General features: G+C 69.7%; 15 protein-coding genes. 5 read left to right on the top strand and 10 right to left on the bottom strand.

Annotated features, from left to right (window positions below):
• The first annotated feature begins 82 nt into the window (after nucleotides 1-82).
• Nucleotides 83-1,726, top strand: a complete 1,644-nt coding sequence (locus E1P53_RS17830; protein WP_131735054.1) for a class I adenylate-forming enzyme family protein — start codon at nucleotides 83-85, stop codon at nucleotides 1,724-1,726.
• A 12-nt stretch (nucleotides 1,727-1,738) separates the two neighbouring features.
• Here E1P53_RS17830 and E1P53_RS17825 read toward each other — a convergent pair whose 3' ends face one another.
• From E1P53_RS17825 to E1P53_RS17795, 7 genes are all read right to left on the bottom strand, one after another.
• Complete coding sequence (locus E1P53_RS17825) at nucleotides 1,739-2,380, bottom strand: TetR/AcrR family transcriptional regulator (RefSeq protein ID WP_109237280.1); 642 nt, start codon at nucleotides 2,378-2,380, stop codon at nucleotides 1,739-1,741.
• A 72-nt stretch (nucleotides 2,381-2,452) separates the two neighbouring features.
• Nucleotides 2,453-3,079 carry a nitroreductase family protein gene (locus E1P53_RS17820; protein ID WP_006898850.1) on the bottom strand — a complete coding sequence of 209 codons (627 nt, stop codon included), beginning with the start codon at nucleotides 3,077-3,079 and terminating at the stop codon, nucleotides 2,453-2,455.
• A gap of 58 nt (nucleotides 3,080-3,137) precedes the next feature.
• Nucleotides 3,138-3,566, bottom strand: coding sequence for an NUDIX hydrolase (locus E1P53_RS17815; protein ID WP_006898849.1), 429 nt, complete (start codon nucleotides 3,564-3,566; stop codon nucleotides 3,138-3,140).
• Nucleotides 3,563-5,032: a carboxyl transferase domain-containing protein gene (locus E1P53_RS17810; protein WP_131735053.1), complete on the bottom strand. Its 1,470-nt coding sequence runs from the start codon at nucleotides 5,030-5,032 to the stop codon at nucleotides 3,563-3,565. Before E1P53_RS17810 ends, E1P53_RS17815 begins: the two co-directional genes overlap by 4 nt.
• A gap of 52 nt (nucleotides 5,033-5,084) precedes the next feature.
• Complete coding sequence (locus E1P53_RS17805; protein WP_006898847.1) at nucleotides 5,085-5,570, bottom strand: RDD family protein; 486 nt, start codon at nucleotides 5,568-5,570, stop codon at nucleotides 5,085-5,087.
• Nucleotides 5,567-6,274, bottom strand: a complete 708-nt coding sequence (locus E1P53_RS17800; RefSeq protein ID WP_244941221.1) for a hypothetical protein — start codon at nucleotides 6,272-6,274, stop codon at nucleotides 5,567-5,569. The genes E1P53_RS17805 and E1P53_RS17800 overlap by 4 nt, the downstream gene beginning before the upstream one ends.
• Nucleotides 6,205-7,650: a hypothetical protein gene (locus E1P53_RS17795; RefSeq protein ID WP_131735052.1), complete on the bottom strand. Its 1,446-nt coding sequence runs from the start codon at nucleotides 7,648-7,650 to the stop codon at nucleotides 6,205-6,207. Before E1P53_RS17795 ends, E1P53_RS17800 begins: the two co-directional genes overlap by 70 nt.
• 17 nt (nucleotides 7,651-7,667) lie before the next feature.
• Between E1P53_RS17795 and E1P53_RS17790 the strand changes: the two genes are divergently transcribed.
• A complete protein-coding gene (locus E1P53_RS17790) occupies nucleotides 7,668-8,543 on the top strand; it encodes a phosphatase PAP2 family protein (RefSeq protein WP_244941220.1) in 876 nt (291 codons plus the stop codon).
• Between the two features lie 80 nt (nucleotides 8,544-8,623).
• A complete protein-coding gene (locus tag E1P53_RS17785; RefSeq protein ID WP_131735051.1) occupies nucleotides 8,624-9,712 on the top strand; it encodes a GmrSD restriction endonuclease domain-containing protein in 1,089 nt (362 codons plus the stop codon).
• A gap of 109 nt (nucleotides 9,713-9,821) precedes the next feature.
• Here the strand turns inward: E1P53_RS17785 and sucD are convergent, their stop codons facing one another.
• Nucleotides 9,822-10,724: a succinate--CoA ligase subunit alpha gene (sucD, locus tag E1P53_RS17780; RefSeq protein WP_006898842.1), complete on the bottom strand. Its 903-nt coding sequence runs from the start codon at nucleotides 10,722-10,724 to the stop codon at nucleotides 9,822-9,824.
• A gap of 14 nt (nucleotides 10,725-10,738) precedes the next feature.
• Complete coding sequence (sucC, locus tag E1P53_RS17775) at nucleotides 10,739-11,902, bottom strand: ADP-forming succinate--CoA ligase subunit beta (protein WP_006898841.1); 1,164 nt, start codon at nucleotides 11,900-11,902, stop codon at nucleotides 10,739-10,741.
• A gap of 449 nt (nucleotides 11,903-12,351) precedes the next feature.
• Here sucC and E1P53_RS17770 point away from each other — a divergent pair, with 449 nt between their 5' ends.
• Entirely contained in the window at nucleotides 12,352-13,467 is a 1,116-nt protein-coding gene (locus tag E1P53_RS17770) for a M23 family metallopeptidase (protein WP_131735050.1), read from the top strand.
• A 205-nt stretch (nucleotides 13,468-13,672) separates the two neighbouring features.
• On the opposite strand, the gene E1P53_RS17765 is transcribed toward E1P53_RS17770, so the two are convergent.
• Nucleotides 13,673-16,165, bottom strand: a complete 2,493-nt coding sequence (locus tag E1P53_RS17765) for a UvrD-helicase domain-containing protein (protein WP_131735049.1) — start codon at nucleotides 16,163-16,165, stop codon at nucleotides 13,673-13,675.
• 204 nt (nucleotides 16,166-16,369) lie between these two features.
• Between E1P53_RS17765 and E1P53_RS17760 the strand changes: the two genes are divergently transcribed.
• Nucleotides 16,370-17,926, top strand: a complete 1,557-nt coding sequence (locus E1P53_RS17760; RefSeq protein WP_131735048.1) for a hypothetical protein — start codon at nucleotides 16,370-16,372, stop codon at nucleotides 17,924-17,926.
• The last annotated feature ends 13 nt before the right edge of the window (nucleotides 17,927-17,939 follow it).

Genomic DNA, 17,939 nt, shown 5'->3' with positions numbered 1-17,939 from the left:
CTCTTCGGCGTGGACAACGATCAGTCGCAGCATCGCGCCGAGGGCACCCGGCGCGTGGGCGTCGCCGGATGAGCATCGACGCATGAACGCCTACGACTCCCGTCCATGGCTGGCACACTACCCCGGCCGGCTGTCCGAGCATCTCGAGCCCGAGTTCACCTCGCCGCTGACGATGTTCGCCGCGGCCGTCGCCGCCGGGCCGGACGAGCCGGCGATCCACTACTTCGGGGCGACCCTCTCCCGGGCGGACCTCGACGCCGCATCCGATGCGCTCGCCCGGCTGCTGCGGGAACGCGGGCTACGCCCCGGAGACCGCGTCGGGATCGCCGTCCAGAACGAGCCGGCCATCGTCCTCGGAATGCTCGCGGCCTGGAAGGCCGGGTGCATCGCGGCACTGATCAGCCCGATCTACCGGCGCACCGAATTTCGCAGGGCGCTCGACGATTTCACGCCGCGTGCGCTCCTGCTGCTCGAGGAGGTGCACGCGGAGGTCGCCGACGAGGTCGAGGCGACCCCGTCGGTCGAGCTGGTCGTCACCTGCTCCCCGCTCGACTTCGCCGGGAACGAGGACCCGCAGCGGGTGTTCGGCGTGCGGCGCGCCCGGCCCGCGGGAACGGTCGACCTGCTCGAGGTCATCGGCAGCGGGTCGCGCGAGGTGGTCCGCCACGATCCCGCCCCCGACGACGTGGCCGTGCTCGCCCCGACCGCCGGGACGACCGGCCCGCCGAAGGGCGCCATGCTGACGCACCGCAACCTGGCGTTCAATGCCCAGGTGTATCGCGACTGGACGGGCCTGCAGCCAGGCGAGCCGATCCTGTGCATGTCCCCGATCTTCCACGTCACCGGCCTCGTCGGCTCCGTGCTGCTCGCGTTCTCGGCGCGATCGCCGGTCATCCTGACCCACCGGTTCGACGCCGGTCTCGTCCTCGACGCCGTCCGCACCTGGCGTCCGGCATTCTCGGTGGCGGCCATCACCGCATACATCGCGCTCGCCGACCACCCCGACGCGACACCGGCGGCGCTCGAGTCGTTGCGTCTGCGGTACTCCGGCGGCGCACCGGTGCTCCCGGATGTCGCCGACCGGTTGGAGGCGCAGCTCGGCGGCATGATCCACAACGTCTACGGACAGACCGAGTCCTCCTCGCCCACCCACATGGTGCCTCCCGGCGTCCGGGCCCCGGTCGATCCCGAGACCGGCGCCCTGTCGGTGGGCCTGCCCGTCTCCGACACCATGGCCGAGGTCGTGGACGAATCCGGAAACCCGGTTCCCCCGGGGGTTTTCGGAGAGATCGTCACCAGCGGTCCGCAGATCGCCGCCGGGTACTGGGGCAGGGAGGACGATCCCGACTCGGCGTTGCGCGACGGCCGGATGCGCACCGGCGACGTCGGGTTCATGGACTCCGACGGCTGGTTCTACGTGATCGACCGCAGCAACGACCTCATCAACGCGTCCGGGTACAAGATCTGGCCGTTCGAGATCGAGCAGGTCCTGCACTCCCATCCGGACGTCGTCGAGGCGGCGGTGATCGGGATCCCCGACGACTATCGCGGCGAGTCGACGCGGGCCTATGTCGCCCTGCGCCCCGGCGCCCACGTCACCCCGACCGCGCTCATCGAGTACTGCCGCGAACGCATGGCCGCCTACAAGTACCCGCGGGAGATCGAGCTCGTGAACGCACTGCCGCGGACGGCCACCGGCAAACTGCTCCGCCGCAAGCTGCGCTGAACCGCGTCGGGCTCAGGCCTCGCACCGCAGCGCGGCCAGCGCCATCGCGGTCAGCAGACGACGCAGTTCCGCCTCGTCGTACTCCGGCAGGCGCGGCGAGGAGTTGAGCAGGCCGAACATGGCGTGCACCCGCACCCGCGCCTCGGCGCGGTCGAGGGCACGGCCGTCCTGCTCGTACACGGCGATCAGCACGTCCACCCAGCGCTCGACGTAGCGTCGCTGCAGCGAGCGCACCCGGTGGTTGGCCTCGGGAGAGGTCGATGACAGGTCACGGTCCTGCACGACGATCAGGTCCGGTTTGGTGACCAGCACGTCGATGTGGAATCCGATGAGCGCCAACAGGGTCTCGGCCGGCGGCGCGCCCCGTCCGACGACCTCGACGCCCCCGTCGTGCAGCCGCTGGCTGATGTCGACGAGCATCTCGTCGAGCAGTTCGGACTTCGACGAGAAGTGCCGGTACATCGCGGGTCCGCTGATCCCGACCGCGCGCCCGATGTCCTCCAGCCGCACCCCGGAGAACCCGCGCTCGGCCATCTGGCGGGCGGCGGCGGTCAGCAGCTCGGCGCGGCGCGCGGCCTTCGCCTGGGTTCGGCGCGTCGGCGGGCGCGGCGCGTCGGCCGCCTCCACCTCGGGGGTGTCACTCGTCGCGGACATGGTGATCCGCACTCTACCGACCGGTGGTCGCGACCGGCGGCTCACCGCCCGCGCATCCCCGCCCGCCGAACCTCACCAGCCGTTGACGTGGAGCACCGAGTCGAGGGGCTTGCGCGGCGCCGGCTTGAAGTCGGTGCCCTTGGTGTAGGCCACCGGCAACAGGACGCCCTGGTGGATGCCCTTGTCCCGGGGGATGCCCAGGAGCTCGGCGACCTCTTTCTCGTAGGCCAGGTGCAGCGTCGTCCACGCGGACCCGAGCCCGCGGGCGCGCAGGGCGAGCTGGAGACTCCACGCCGCGGGCAACAGCGACCCCCACACTCCGGCCTGATTGCCCGCGGGCAGCTCGCCGCCGGTGAAGATGGCCCCGATGACCAGCACCGGGACCTGCCCCATCGTGTCGGCGAGGTACTGGGCGCTCGACGCGACGCGGCGTCCGGTCTCGTCGCGGAACTTCTGGCCGGCATAGTACTTGGCGAAGGACTGCGCGTAGTAGTCGGCGATCTTCTGCTTGAGTTCGGGTTCGGTGACGACGATCCAATGCCAGGTTTGGCTGTTGCTGCCGGTGGGCGCCTGGAGGGCGACCTCGAGGGCCTCCTTCACGACCTCGAGCGGAACCGGGCGGTCGTAGTCGAGGCGCTTGCGCACCGATCGTGTGGTCGTGAGGAGTTGGTCGGGGTCCAGCGGCAGCAGATCGGTCATGTCCCCATCATCCACACGTCGCGCCCGCCGCACCACCACCCGCCCGGCCGCGGCGCGGTCACTCGGCCTGCCCGTGTGCGCGCAGGTACTCCGGCAGCCCTTTGGTGACCGGCAGCCCGGCCATCTCGTCGATCCCGAACCAGCCTGCGTCGGCGGCGTCGTCACCGGCGCGCAGCGTCCCGGAGCGGACGCGCGCGGCGAAGTCGTGCACCTCGAACACCGCGTCGTCGGCCGCAGCGTCGTTCGCGGCGCCGACGCCGGTCACGGGAATGTCGACGCTCCACAGCAATTCACCGACCTCGACGTGGAGTCCGGTCTCCTCGAGGATCTCCCGCTCGACCGCGGCCTCGAGCGACTCCCCCGGTTCGACCTTGCCGCCCGGAATCGACCACTTTCCCGCCGCCGGCGGATTCCGCCGCTGGACCAACAGGATTCGTCCATGCTCATCGGTGATCACGGCGCCGACGGCGACGATCCGCCGCGTCATCGCTCCTCCGCCACCGGAACGCGGACGCGGGCCGGGATGTCCGGCTCCGGCGACGTGGCGAGGAAACGGGCGACCGCGGCGCGCAGGCCGGCCAGCGCCTGCCGGTCGGTCTCGGCGTCGACCACGACGTCCACCACCTGCTGCGCGGCGAGGCGCCGCGCGAGAATCCCCTGGCGCGCGGCCATCTCGGCGGCGTGGTCGAGGTCGCGGTACACGATCAGGCTCGCACCCTCCGGCGGGAGCGGCGACAGCCACGCGTCGGCCCGGGCCACCCGCAGGTCCGCCGGGAAGAGCGCCAGTGCCGCGCCGCCGGCACCCTGGCCGAGCAGGATCGACACCGTCGGGACCGGCACCTTGATCAATTCGACGGTGCAGCGGGCGATCTGGGCGGCCAGGCCGCCTTCCTCGGCCACCACGGACAGCTCCGCGCCCGGCGTGTCGATCACCGTGACGACGGGCAGACCGAGGTCGCCGGCCGCCATGATCGCCCGGCGCGCCTCGCGGAGGTGCCGCGGACCGAGCAGTTCTCCCCGCTCCTGGGAGACGCGGTCGTATCCGACCACCAGCGCGACGCGGCCGCCGAAACTGCTCAGCGAGAACCGGAGCGGACCGGCGTCGGACAGCGCGGCGGACTCCTCCAGGGCGAGGAACTCGACCAGCCCTGCACGTCCCGGTTCGCGGGTGGCGAGAACGCTCGCCCAGGCCTCGGCGTCGCCGGTGACCGGTACCGACGCGGGTCCGCAGTCCGCTTCCCCGCCGGACATCTCGTGCCGCCGAGCGAGCAGGCGCAGCACGGCGGCGAGCCGGCCGGGGAGTTCCGCGGGTTCCACCACGTCGTCGACAACCGTTGTGCGCACGAGGTTCTCGGCGGTCTGGATGCCGTCCGGGAAGGGCTCGCCGTGCAGGCCCTCGTACACCCGGGGACCGAGGAACCCGACCAGCGCCCCGGGCTGCGCCCAGGTCACGTGGCCCAGCGATCCCCACGACGCGAACACCCCGCCGGTGGTCGGGTGACGCAGGTAGACGATGTAGGGCAGCCCCGCGGCCTTGTGCGCGGTGACGGCACCGGTGATCGCGACCATCTGCAGGAACGCGGCCGTGCCCTCCTGCATCCTGGTCCCGCCGGATGCCGGCAGGGCGACCAGCGGCAGCCGCTCGGCGGTCGCGCGCACGACGGCGTCGACGATGCGCTTGCCGGCGTCCCGGCCGATCGACCCGCCGAGGAACCCGAACTCGCTCAGCACGATCGCGGCCCGGTTCCCGCCGATCATCCCGGCACCGGTGATCACCGCCTCGTCGGTGCCGGCCCGCTGCCTGGCCCGTGCGAGGTCGTCGGCATAGGCCCGGTCCTCGCCGTCGGAGGTCTCGGCCGGACGGGCGATGACGGTGTCCCAGGACTCCCAGGTCCCGTCGTCGACGAGCATGTCCCGCAACCGCACCGCCGTCAGTCGCTCCCGTTGACCCATTCCCCCACCGTATCGCCCGCCGGCGCGGTGGTCGCCGAAGCGGGCCGGGCGGTCAGCGGGAGTAGACGACGCGGGTGCGCAGGAGGATGTCGGCGACCGAACGGCGTCGGCGGTCGACCACGACCCAGACCAGCCCGATCGCGAAGACCGTGCAGAGCACCGCCCGCAGCACCGCGACCAGCGGACGGACTCGACCGCCCGTGGAATCGACCACCCGCAGGCCCATGACCACCGAGCCCGGCGTGCGACCGGACACGCCCCAGCACGCAGCCAGGTAGAGCACCGAGGTGACCACGAAACCCGTTGTGGTGAACAGGATGTCGACATGAAGGAAATGGAACTCGCTGACCGTCAGGGCGAACTTCAGCAGTGACAGACCCGCGTAGCAGGCACCGAGGATCATCCACACGATCAGCAGGTCGAGAAAGGCCGCGATGCCGCGGCTCACGATGCCGGCGGTCTTGTCGCGATCCTGCACGGCATGCGCGCGGTGAACCGCATGCGGCTCGGCGGGTCTCGGCTTCGGCTCGGCGGTCATCCGTCGACCCCGTCCCGCGTGGACACGTCGGCGCCGGCACCGCGTCGGCGCAGGAACCGGTTGACCGCGTTGGCGACCGCGTCGTCGGCCCGCTCACTGCTGCTGCGCACGTCGGTCATCACGTCGGCGGTGACCGAGGTGCTCGCCTCCCGGATGATGTCGGGCAGGTCGACGCCGTCGATGATCTCCTCGGCGAGCCCGACCAGGTCCACCCGGCCGAGGATCGCGTCGATGTCGATGCGCGCGGCGATCGCATCGAGGTCGATGCGTTTGGCGACCTCGTCGAGGTCGACCTTGCCGATCACCTCGTGCAGGTCGACGAGGTCGATGGCCCGCATCAGGTCCACCTGTGCGACAGCGCGATCGAGATCGACCGTCTCGATCACCGCATCGAGGTCGATGACCTCGAGAACCGCGGCGATCAACCGCTCGAGATCGACGTTCTGCAGGACGAGATCGGTGAGATCGACCTCCTCGGTGAGGACGTCGACGACCTCCCGGATGACCGCTCCGAGAACGGTTCGCACCTTGGCCCCGGCCCACAGGCGGGCCGCGTCGGCCGCCTCGACGGTGCGGACGCGGACCGCCCGGATCGCCGGTCCGAGAAGCGGAGCGGCCTCGGCGACCTCGAGGATCACCCCTGCGAAACGGAGCGATTCCCCCGCCAATCGGGACATCGCGCCCGGCTGCGCAGTGGAGTACATCGCCGGATTATCGCACGCGGCATCTCGTTGCACGGGCGCGGAAATGGGCCGTGATCGTTCCGCGACATGGCGTCGGATGTCGTGTGATCCGGTGGCGCGACGTCCGGGGTCACGGCCGGATGCTCGCCGCTGTCCGCCGGTCGGTTCACGAGACGCGAGGTCGCGTACGCGGCGCCGAAGAGCATCACCGGGATGACCATGTATCCGAACCGCCCGGTGGGGGCCAGCAGGAAGAAGGCGACGAAACCGATGCCGGCGTACACATAGGCCCGCCCGGTGGTGCGCGGCGGACGCCGGATCACCAGCACCGCGATCGCCGTCGCGGCCACGGCCAGCAGCACGAGCGCGCAGGCGCGTCCCGCGCTGCCGGTCGACGCGAGCAGGACGCCGGGCATCGGGCTACGGGCGGGCGTCGCCACCACCCCCACACCGGCCGGGAACCGCACGACCTGGGCGAGCATGTCGACCACCGACACCAGCGCCGGGACGAGCAGGACCCCGAACGCCGCCGTGCAGACCGCGAGGAACACCGCCGCGCGGCGTCGGCCCTCCTGCCGGAGGACGAGCAGCGCGACCACCGGCACGGCGATCACGGCCACCCACTTGAGCGCGAGCGCCCCGGCGAGGGCCAGTGCCGCCGACTTCACCCGTCCGGCCCCGGCGAGCGCGATGCCCAGGACCAGCAGGCCGGCCAGCGGCAGATCGACACCGCTGGTGGACATCTCGAGCGCGACGGTCGGCGACAGGAGGGACAGGAACATCGCCGCCCGCGCCCACCGGGACCGCACCCGGTGCAGACGCAGCGCCGCGCCCGCGCTCACGAGCGCGACGAGAAGACACCAGATCCGCGGATCGGTCAGCGCGGCGACCCAGACCTGCCCGAGTCCGTCCCCGACCATGCCGGCCACGACTGCGGGCACGCCGAACAGTGCCATTCCGGGCAGGTACGGATTGATCTGATCGAGAGTCGACGCATCGTGCACATAGGGTGTCCCGGTGGACAACAGGACAGCGGCGGACTGCTCGATGATGGTCACCTCGTTCTGCACGCCGTACCGCCCGGTGAGCAGCAGTGCCAGCGGCACCAGCAGCGCTCCGGCCGTCGCGGCGCCGAACGCGACCCGGGCGCGTCGTCGACCGGACAGCACCGGCAGGGATACCAGGCTCACGGCCAGGGCGACGCCGTACCCGACGATCGCACAGTCGGCCCACAACCGATGGGTGGACAGGTCCGAAACGCTCCGCATGACCAGCGCGGTGACGAAGAAGCAGGCGTACGCGAGTGTCTGTCCCCTCCGCCCTCGCAGGAGCATCAGGACCCACGCGGGCCATCCTGCACGCCCCCGGCCGAGGGTCGAGATCCCGACCCTGAGCATGTATGTACGGTACACACATGACTGAGGTTGCCTCGCGAGGGCCCGTCGAGGACCGGCGCGCCGTTTCCGCGACCGTCCGGCCGGCCCGCGACGACGTCGCCGGGGCGTCGGACCAGCCGTCCCCGGGGTCGCGCCGCCCGTGGATGCCCTCGCCCACTGCGGTCATGCGACTGCTGATGGAGATCGCGATCGTCCTCGGCGTCTACAGCGCCTACTCGGCCGTCCGCAACGCCGGCGGCAAGGACGTCGCGCCGGCCTTCGAACACGGTTCGGAGATCATGCGCCTCGAGGCGTTCCTGCGCATCGACATCGAGCAGCGGGTCAACCAGTGGGTCGCCGGTGACGACCTGCTGTCGGCGGTGTCTGCGCTGGAGTACCACACGCTGCACTGGTGGGTGACCATCGGCGTGGCCGTCTGGCTCTACGTCCGGCACCAGACGGAGTACCGGAAGGCGTCGCTGTTGCTGGCCGCGACCACCCTCCTCGCCCTGGTCGGCTTCTACACCTACCCGACCGCACCGCCGCGGATGTACGACGGATTCGTCGACGTCATGAGCGTCACCTCGTCGTGGGGATGGTGGGAGGAATCGGGCTCGCCGGGCCCGCAGTCGATGACCAACGAGTTCGCCGCGATGCCGTCGCTGCACTGCGGATGGGCGATCTGGTCGGGGCTGATGATCTTCCTGATCGCGAAGAAGCCGCTCGTCCGGGCGCTCGGGGTGATCTACCCGCTGGTGACCTCGTTCGTCGTCGTGGGCACGGCCAATCACTACATCCTCGACATCGTCGCGGTCGCCGGCATCATCGCCCTGGCCGCGGTCGTCATCTACGGGACGCCGCGCCTGCGGGAGATGGCGGGCGCAGCCGATCGACGGGTGACGACCGACTCCTGACCGACGCGGCCGCACGGCTCCTTGTCGGCACCCACGGGCATGATGTGACCCGAGACGCTTCATGAGGAGTTCGGTCAACGATGCTCGGATCTGTACACGCATGTCTGCCGTCGGCGGCCCGATGGCTGTCGGCCGGTGCCGCCGTCGTCGCGCTCGTCATCGGAGGCACCGGTTGCGGTCTCGCCAATCCCGCCACCACGACGCCCACGGCGGTCGGGACAGGCAGCGCCGCCGGACACACGTCCGCCCGGGGCGAGCCCTCGACGCCCTCTGCGATCACCACCGCCACCTCGACACCCGCCGCCTCGCCGTCCGTCGCCGCCACGCTGGCCAAGCTCGACGCCCTTCCGGTCAAGGGACGCGCACCGAAGACCGGCTACGACCGGGCCCTGTTCGGCCAGCAGTGGTCCGACGACGTGAACGTCGAGGGCGGACACAACGGCTGCGACACCCGCAACGACATCCTTCGCCGAGATCTGACCGACATCACCGTCAAACCCGGCACCAGGGGCTGCGTCGTCCTCTCGGGGACGCTGCACGACGCCTACACGGGCAAGACGATCCCGTTCGTCCGCGGCCAGGGCACGTCGTCGGCGGTGCAGATCGACCACGTCGTCGCACTGTCGGATGCGTGGCAGAAGGGAGCGCAGCAACTCTCCCCCGAACGCCGTGCCGACCTCGCGAACGACCCCCGCAACCTGCAGGCGGTCGACGGCCCGACCAACCAGAAGAAGGGCGCGGGTGACGCCGCCACCTGGCTGCCGCCGAACAAGGCCTACCGCTGCGCGTACGTGAGCCGTCAGGTCGACGTGAAGGCCGAATACGGCCTGTGGGTCACCCAGGCGGAGAAGGACGCCATCATCCGCGTCCTGTCGTCCTGCGACGACACCGGGGCCCCGGCCACCACGCCGGCCGAGCAGCGCGACACCGCAACGTCCACCGCGGCCCCCGCACACCGGACGCCGACGTCCGAGCCCGCCTACACCCCGCCGCGGCTCTACGCCCCGACGACCGAAGCCCCTGCCTGGACGCCTGGCGTCCAGGCGCCGTCGGCGTACTACCCCAACTGCGCAGCGGCCCGCGCCGCCGGCGCCGCACCGCTGTACGAGGGTCAACCCGGGTACCGCGCGAAGCTCGACCGGGACGGCGACGGCGTCGCCTGCGAATGACCGCACGCCTGGACCCGGCACGGCGGGACCGGGTCCAGGACACGAGAAAGCCCGAGCGGGCGGACCCGCTCGGGCTTTCTCGTGTGCGAATGACCTGTGTCGGTACGACCTACAGGGCCTCGTAGAGCTGACGTGCCAGCGCGGCGGTCTCCGAGGGGGTCTTGCCGACCTTGACGCCGGCGGCCTCGAGGGCCTCCTTCTTGGCCTGCGCGGTGCCGGAGCTGCCGGACACGATCGCGCCGGCGTGACCCATGGTCTTGCCCTCCGGCGCGGTGAAGCCTGCGACGTAGCCGACGACCGGCTTGGTCACGTTGGCCTTGATGTAGTCGGCCGCACGCTCCTCGGCGTCGCCGCCGATCTCACCGATCATGACGATCAGCTTGGTCTCCGGGTCCTTCTCGAACGCCTCGATGGCGTCGATGTGGGTGGTGCCGATGACCGGGTCGCCGCCGATGCCGATGGCGGTCGAGAAGCCGAGGTCGCGGAGCTCGTACATCATCTGGTAGGTCAGGGTGCCCGACTTCGAGACCAGACCGATCGGGCCCTTGCCGGTGATGTTGTTCGGCGTGATGCCGACCAGCGACTCGCCCGGGGTGATGATGCCGGGGCAGTTCGGACCGATGATGCGGGTCTTGCCACCCTTCTTGAGGTTGTAGGCCCACGCGTAGGCGGTGTCCTGCACCGGGATGCCCTCGGTGATGACGACCAGCAGCGGGATCTCCGCGTCGATCGCCTCGATGATGGCGTCCTTCGAGAACTTCGGCGGCACGAAGGCGATCGAGGTGTCGGCCCCGGTCTCCTTCATCGCCTCGGCGACCGATGCGAACACCGGCAGCTCGACGGTGTTGCCGTCGGCGTCCACATGCGACACGGTGGTGCCGGCCTTGCGGGCGTTGACGCCGCCGACGATGTTGGTGCCCGCCTTGAGCATCAGGGCGGTGTGCTTGGTGCCCTCACCGCCGGTGATGCCCTGGACGATGACCTTGTTGTCCTTGTTCAGAAAGATCGACATTTGGCGTGGCTCCCTTACTTGCTCGCCAGCTCGGCGGCCTTGTCGGCGCCCGAGTCCATGGTTTCGGCGAGCGTGACCAGCGGGTGGTTCGCATCGGCCAGGATCTTGCGACCTTCGTCGACCTTGTTGCCGTCGAGGCGGACGACGAGCGGCTTGTTGGCCTCCGAGCCCAGCTTCTCCAGGGCGCCGACGATGCCGTTGGCGACCGCGTCACAGGCGGTGATGCCGCCGAAGACGTTGACGAAGACGCTCTTGACCTGCTCGTCGCCGAGGATGACGTCGAGACCGGCGGCCATGACCTCGGCCGAGGCGCCACCGCCGATGTCGAGGAAGTTGGCCGGCTTCACACCGCCGTGCTTCTCGCCGGCGTACGCGACGACGTCGAGGGTCGACATGACCAGGCCCGCGCCGTTGCCGATGACACCGACCTCGCCGTCGAGCTTGACGTAGTTGAGGTCGTGCTCCTTGGCCTTGAGCTCCAGGGGATCGGTGGCGTCACGATCCTCGAACTCGGCGTGGCCGGGCTGACGGAAGTCGGCATTGCCGTCCAGGGTGACCTTGCCGTCGAGGGCGAGGATCTGGTTGTCCGGGGTGCGGACGAGCGGGTTGACCTCGACCAGGAGGGCGTCTTCGGCGACGAAGACCTCCCACAGCTTCTGAATGGTCACCGCTGCGGCGTCGAGAACCTCTTCGGGGAGGTGGCCCTTCTGGGCGATCTCACGCGCGAAGGCCAGGTCGACACCGTCCACGGCGTCCACCGGGACCTTGGCCAGGCGATCCGGCTTGGTCGCGGCGACCTCTTCGATCTCCATGCCGCCCTCGACCGAGCACATGGCAAGGTAGGTGCGGTTGGCGCGATCGAGGAGGAAGGAGATGTAGTACTCCTCCGCGATGTCGCTGGCCTCGGCGACCAGCAACTTCTTGACGATGTGGCCCTTGATGTCGAGACCAAGGATGTTGGAGGCGTGGGACTGCGCGTCGTCCGGGGTGGCGGCGTACTTCACGCCACCGGCCTTGCCACGTCCACCGGTCTTGACCTGAGCCTTGATCATGACGGGCTTGCCGATTTCCTCGGCGATCGCCCGCGCATCGGCGGCATCATCGGTCACCCGACCGGGTGTGGTGGGAACCCCGTGCTTGGCGAACAGTTCCTTCGCCTGGTATTCGAAGAGATCCATTCAGCTCACCATCTCGTAGATTTGCCCGCCCAAGGGTGTAACGCGGGCCATAACGGACTTTAAACCCGTGCCCTATCTCGCCCTCGCACGCACCCTGCCCTTGTGCAACAGATCACTCGCTCGGTCCGAACCTACTCACGAGTACGTCGTACTACGCCCCACCTGCGACGTTCCTCTCGTCCCGCACCCCGCCCGAGCGCGCCGCCCGCGCGGGCTGGACAATACTCTCCGGCGATGACCCGAACCCGGCAGTGCATCCAGACTGCCGAACCGGGAATTCGACACCGTGGCGAAACCTCGCGGAGTGTGTGACCTGCCTCACAAACTTCCGATTCGCGGCATTCCACCGTTGGACTTGCCGCAATCATTTCGTTACCGTCGGCTCCCAGGGATTGGTCACAAAAGGATTACAGACGACAACGTCGAATCCGCGGCAACGAAGAGATGAGGTGGACGATTTGGCGGGACCGGGTGTCTCAGGCGGATCGAGCCGCGTCCGATCGGGCGGGTTGGTCGATGACGTCAGGTCCGAGGAGATGACCACGATCATCCCGGTCGTCCACGCCGACGCCGATCTCGACGACTACGACTTCGACTCCGCCGAGCAGACCACCTGGACTCCGTCCACCTGGAAGGGCTACTACCGCCCCACCCATTCGGAGATCACCCAGGACATCCTGATCCCCGAGCACGAGTTCGACCAGTACCGGCACGACGAGCCGTTCGACGTCGAGGGCGCCGACGCCGACGTCCTCGAGATGATTCCCGAGGACGAGGCCGGCGATGCCGATGCCGAGCCCCTCCCGTTCCGCACCAATCCCGCCGGCCGTCGCGCCCGACGCGGCGGCAAGCACCGCGTCGCGGCTCCGCCGAATGCCCTCAAGGGCGGTCGCGCCGCCCTCATCGCGATGGCCGCAGGCGCAGCCGTGGCCGCCGTCTCGCAGGTGAGCAGCAGCGGTGACGACGCCCCCGCCACGGCTCCCGTGAACGCCGCAGCCGTCAACGACGCGACCGCACCGGCCGACCTCGGTCCGGGTGTCGCGGCGGCCGCGCCTGCCGGCGACCAGATGGACGTGTTCGACCAGCAGCTGGCCGTCGGCGCGAAGATGGCCGCCGACGAGGCCCGCCGCGAGGCCCTCGCCCGCCGCCCGCTGTTCGTCTCGCCGATCCCGCTCGGCGCCTACTCCTTCACCTCCGCATTCGAGATGCGCTGGGGCTCCATGCACGGCGGCATCGACATGGCCGCCCCGCTGGGCACCCCGATCCACGCCGTGACCGACGGCGTCGTCATCAAGGCCGAGCCGGCCTCCGGCTACGGCCATTGGGTCCAGGTCCGCGCCGACGACGGCACCGTCACCATGTACGGCCACATGTCGGGTTCGGGCGTCCTGGTCCGCGAGGGCCAGAAGGTCACCGCCGGCGACGTCATCGCCCTGGTCGGCAACGAGGGCTTCTCCTTCGGCCCGCACCTGCACTTCGAGGTGTGGAAAAACGGCACCACCAAGATCGATCCGGTGCCGTGGCTGGCGTCCAAGGGCGTCCGCATGACCGGTTACACCGGCTAGAAGCATCCGTATCGCGCTCCCTGCCGGGGGCGATCGCAACGGCCCCCTCGCGAGCGCCGCCTCTTCCCGCTCTGCGTCGGCAAGGCACAACCCATATCGCCCCACATCGCCGCCGTCATCATTCCGCAGCGGCGACCTCGATCGAGGTCGCCGGCCCGAAGCGAGGTCGCGCGCGACTTCGCTTCTCCGACAGCGCAGGTGCGGCCTAGAGCTTCTCGCCCGGAATCCCGCCCGCCGTCAGCAGCGTGACGCGTCCCGCGCTGCCGCCGTAGTCGATGACGACCCGCTCGGTGGCGCCGCTCCCCTCCTTCGCGACGACCTTGCCCAGCCCGTACTTCGGATGGTTGTGGCGGTCGCCGATCTCCAACTGCACCTTCTTGTTCCGCCCGCGCGCCGGGTCCGGCGAGTACGACGAACGGCCGCGACCGAACGACGAGCCAGAGTCGGAGAACGCGCCGTCCCGGCCGAAGACGCCACCGGTCGAACCGCCGAAACCGCGCATGCCGCGGCGGGGTTCCAGGCGCCGCCAGTCGATCAGATGCTGCGGGATCTCCTGCAGAAAGCGGGATTCCGGATTCGACACCGGCTGCCCCCACGACGCGCGGGTGACCGCCCGCGTCAGGTACAGACGCTGCTTGGCGCGGGTGATGCCGACGTAGGCCAGGCGACGCTCCTCGCTCAGCTCGTTCGGGTCGCCCAGCGCGCGCATGTGCGGGAAATGCCCGTCCTCCCAACCGGTCACGAAGACCACCGGGAACTCCAGGCCCTTGGCGGTGTGCAGCGTCATCATCGTGACCACGCCCTCGCCCTCGTCGGGCACCTGATCGGCGTCGGCGACGAGCGAGACGCGCTCGAGGAACGCCGCGAGCGAACCGGGTTCGGGTTCGCCCTCGCGATCGACCTCGGGATCGTCGGACTCGTCGAGTTGTGCCGCGTCGGCGCTGAATTCCCGTGCGACGGCGACGAGTTCGTTGATGTTGTCCAGCCGCGCGCCATCCTGGGGGTCGTTCGACGCCTCGAGCTCGGCGCGGTAGCCGGTCCGCTCCACGATGGCGTCGACGAGCTCGCCGATGTCGGCCGCCTCCTCCGTAGCGTCGAGCACGACGGTGTCGGCGTCGGCGGTGTCGGAATCGCCGAAGTGCGTGAGGAAGTCGGTGCGCAGGCCCTCGATGAGTTCGACGAACATGCCGATCTGCTTGACCGCGCGCGTGTTCAGCAGTGCGACCTTGCCCTCGGACGCGTCGATCAGGGACTCGTAGAAACTGCGGCCGGTGTTCTCCGCGTGCACGGCGACGCACGCCTCGGCCCGGTCGCCGATGCCGCGGCGCGGGGTGTTGAGGATGCGGCGCAGGCTCACCGAGTCGTCGGGGTTGGCGACCACGCGCAGGTACGCGACGATGTCGCGCACCTCCTTGCGCTCGTAGAACTTGGTGCCGCCGACGACCTTGTACGGGATGCCGTGGCGCACGAAGACCTCTTCGATCGCGCGCGAACCCGTGTTGGTGCGATAGAAGACCGCGACGTCGGAGTACTTGAAGCTCGACGACCCGCCGATCGAGTAGTCGGTGAGCTCCTCGATCTCCTTGGCGATGAAGGTGGCCTCGTCGCGATCGGAGTCGGCGACGTAGCCGACGATCGGATCGCCGTCGCCCGAGTCGGTCCACAGCTTCTTCTCGCGGCGGTTGGGGTTGCGGGCGATGACCGCGTTCGCCGCCGACAGGATCGTCTGCGTCGACCGGTAGTTCTGTTCCAGCAGAACGGTTTCCGCGTCCGGGAAGTCGCGCTCGAACTCCTCGATGTTGCGGATCGTCGCACCGCGGAACGCGTAGATCGACTGGTCGGCGTCACCGACCACGCACAGCTCCGACGGCTCGAGGCCGCTCGCGGTGGTCTGCTCCCCCACCAACTCGCGGATGAGGACGTACTGCGCGTGGTTGGTGTCCTGGTACTCGTCGACGAGCACGTGACGGAACCGGCGCCGGTAGTACTCGGCCACCTGCGGATGGTTGTGCAGCAGCGCGACGGTCTCGCCGATCAGATCGTCGAAATCGAAGGCGTTCGCCGCGCGCAGGCGCCGCTGATACTCGGCGAAGATGCGGGCGATGGTCTTGGCCGCGAGGTCGTCCTCGCCGGAGGCAGCGGCCGCGCCCTCCGGCGTGACCAACTCGTTCTTGAAGTTGGAGATCGCCACCGCGACTCCGCGCGGGCTGAACTTCTTGGGGTCGAGGTCCAGATCGCGGATGATCATGCCCAGCAACCGCTTGGAGTCGTCGGCGTCGTAGATGGAGAAGTTGGAGTTCATCCCCTCCAGCAGCCCCGACTGCGCGCGCAGCATGCGGACGCACGTGGAGTGGAAGGTCGACACCCACATGTATGCCGCACGCGGGCCGACCAGGTCGATGACGCGCTCGCGCATCTCCGCGGCGGCCTTGTTGGTGAAGGTGATGGCCAGGATCTGCCCCGGCGTCACGTCCCGCGCGGCGAGCAGGTAGGCGATGCGCCGGGTCAGGACCGACGTCTTGCCCGAACCCGCGCCGGCCACGATCAGCAGCGGCGCTCCCGCGTGCAGCACCGCTGCACGCTGCTGCGGATTCAGCCCGTCGAGCAGGCGCTCGACCCGGTCGTCGGCAGCAGGCGCACCCGAGGAGGAAGACGAGGTGCGGCCGGTGAGCAGGGGGGCGGGAGAAGAGCTGTTCATCGGTAGTTCAGGCTACCCGCACCGACCGACACCGCCCCCCCCGTCGGCCCGGCCCGGCGGGCGTCGTCCTGCGATCGGCGGACCACCTGGGGAGTTGACCCTCGTCGGACCAGTCCCCATGGCTACGATGACCCGGTATCACTGGCTCTCGGGGGCGCCCGTAGATCACGGACGCGTGCCTCGACGACCGAAAGAGGCGACCGAATGAAACGACCGTCCCTTGCCCCCGCCATCGTCGCGCTGGGCGTGGGTGTCCTGGCACTCGTCGCCGCCCTCGTCGTGTCGTTCGTGCCCTTCACCGCCTCCGGCTCGGCCGAGCCGACCGCGGCCTTCCGCGCCCAGAAGAGCCTGGACGAGGTCCTGTTCAAGATGGCCATGAGCCCGGCGGCGAAGTACACCGGCAAGGTCGGCTACAAGTACGACAACGCCGGCGGCGAGGGCACGGTCGAGTTCGAGGACCTCATCGCCACCTCGTCGAACACCGCCGAGGGCACCATCACCCTGGGGTCCAACCAGGCCGAGTACCGCCAGATCGGCAACAACCCGTTCATCAGCGCGCCCGGCGCGTTCTGGAACGACCTGCTCGTCGCCGACGAGAAGCTCAACCTCGACATGGCCCCGCTCGACAACAAGTGGGCGTCCTCCCGTTTCGTGGGCCTGCCCCGGTTGGGCACCGTCCTCGGCCCGGACAACCTCGCCGCGCAGATCGGCAACGTCGAGGAGAACTCCGAACAGCAGCTCGGCGCCGAGCTGCCGAGCCCCAACCGCGGGACCCCCGACGCCCGTCGCTGGCCGACCAGCGACCCGCCCATCGAGTTCATCGGCGACAACAAGGTCAAGATCGGCTCGTGGGAGGTCACCTACGAGCCGGACTCGAAGAACGTCACCCACGTCAAGGGAGAGCTGACCGTCGGGTCGGCGACGTACGACATCGACACCTCGATCGACCTGCAGCCCGCGGATCGGGCGCAGAAGGTGTTCGCCAACCAGCGCGCGCTGGTCGGCGACCTGCTGTCGGTGCCGGCGCCGGGCCTGTGGCCCAAGACGCCGGCGGTCTCCCCGCGTCTGGTCGGCCAGTGCACCACCGCGGCCTGCGCCTACGACTTCACGGTGAACGGCAACACCTGGTCCGACAACGCCCGCGGACACTTCAACTTCGGGCTGACCCTGAACTTCTCCGTCGGCGACCGTCCCGCCGGGGCGCTCGGCGGCGAGTGCAAGCCCGTCGTGCGCGTGGACTTCGGCCAGACCGCCGTCACCCGGTGCACCGCCACCAACCTGCCGGCGAACTCGTCGATCCGTCCGCAGTCCGCGTTCACCTACCTCGGCTTCGTCGACACCACCGACACCGCGCTCAACAAGCTCATCGACGACAACGAGAAGATGACCAACACCGAGGTCGTCTACGTCCGCACCGGGAACAAGAACCCCGAGCAGGCGGCGTACAACTCCAGCGTGACCGGCCTGCCCAGCTACTACGCGGTCAAGCGCGGCGACTACCTGTTCGACGGCATCGGCACCGACGGAAGCCTGCACGTGACCTTCGGTCCCGGCTACAAGGAGCACATCGTCGGCAGCGGCTTCGACCCGTCCTGGGAGGGCACCAAGGTGCTCAAGGACCAGATGAAGGAGCAGTTGAAGGCCGCCGACGACGTCGAGGTCGTGTACTTCACCAAGGAATCGGAGACGGCCCTCGCCCTGCGGTTGCTGGTCGTCCAGGAGGGCCACACCGGCAAGATCGCCGTGGCGCAGGTCGACTGACGCCGGTCGTCCC

It is taken from the genome of Gordonia paraffinivorans (assembly GCF_900683595.1).
GTDB classification, from domain to species: Bacteria; Actinomycetota; Actinomycetes; order Mycobacteriales; family Mycobacteriaceae; genus Gordonia; species Gordonia paraffinivorans.
This window is presented reverse-complemented; position numbering and strand designations above follow the sequence as displayed.

Coding starts and splice junctions, on each gene's coding strand:
- E1P53_RS17790 (WP_244941220.1), top strand. CDS start 7,668: ATGACTGAGGTTGCCTCGCGAGGGCCCGTCGAGGACCGGCGCGCCGTT.
- E1P53_RS17810 (WP_131735053.1), bottom strand. CDS start 5,032: ATGGGTCAACGGGAGCGACTGACGGCGGTGCGGTTGCGGGACATGCTC.
- E1P53_RS17820 (WP_006898850.1), bottom strand. CDS start 3,079: ATGACCGATCTGCTGCCGCTGGACCCCGACCAACTCCTCACGACCACA.
- E1P53_RS17795 (WP_131735052.1), bottom strand. CDS start 7,650: ATGCTCAGGGTCGGGATCTCGACCCTCGGCCGGGGGCGTGCAGGATGG.
- E1P53_RS17815 (WP_006898849.1), bottom strand. CDS start 3,566: ATGACGCGGCGGATCGTCGCCGTCGGCGCCGTGATCACCGATGAGCAT.
- E1P53_RS17800 (WP_244941221.1), bottom strand. CDS start 6,274: ATGTACTCCACTGCGCAGCCGGGCGCGATGTCCCGATTGGCGGGGGAA.
- E1P53_RS17830 (WP_131735054.1), top strand. CDS start 83: ATGAACGCCTACGACTCCCGTCCATGGCTGGCACACTACCCCGGCCGG.
- sucD (WP_006898842.1), bottom strand. CDS start 10,724: ATGTCGATCTTTCTGAACAAGGACAACAAGGTCATCGTCCAGGGCATC.
- E1P53_RS17785 (WP_131735051.1), top strand. CDS start 8,624: ATGCTCGGATCTGTACACGCATGTCTGCCGTCGGCGGCCCGATGGCTG.
- E1P53_RS17760 (WP_131735048.1), top strand. CDS start 16,370: ATGAAACGACCGTCCCTTGCCCCCGCCATCGTCGCGCTGGGCGTGGGT.
- E1P53_RS17805 (WP_006898847.1), bottom strand. CDS start 5,570: ATGACCGCCGAGCCGAAGCCGAGACCCGCCGAGCCGCATGCGGTTCAC.
- sucC (WP_006898841.1), bottom strand. CDS start 11,902: ATGGATCTCTTCGAATACCAGGCGAAGGAACTGTTCGCCAAGCACGGG.
- E1P53_RS17825 (WP_109237280.1), bottom strand. CDS start 2,380: ATGTCCGCGACGAGTGACACCCCCGAGGTGGAGGCGGCCGACGCGCCG.
- E1P53_RS17765 (WP_131735049.1), bottom strand. CDS start 16,165: ATGAACAGCTCTTCTCCCGCCCCCCTGCTCACCGGCCGCACCTCGTCT.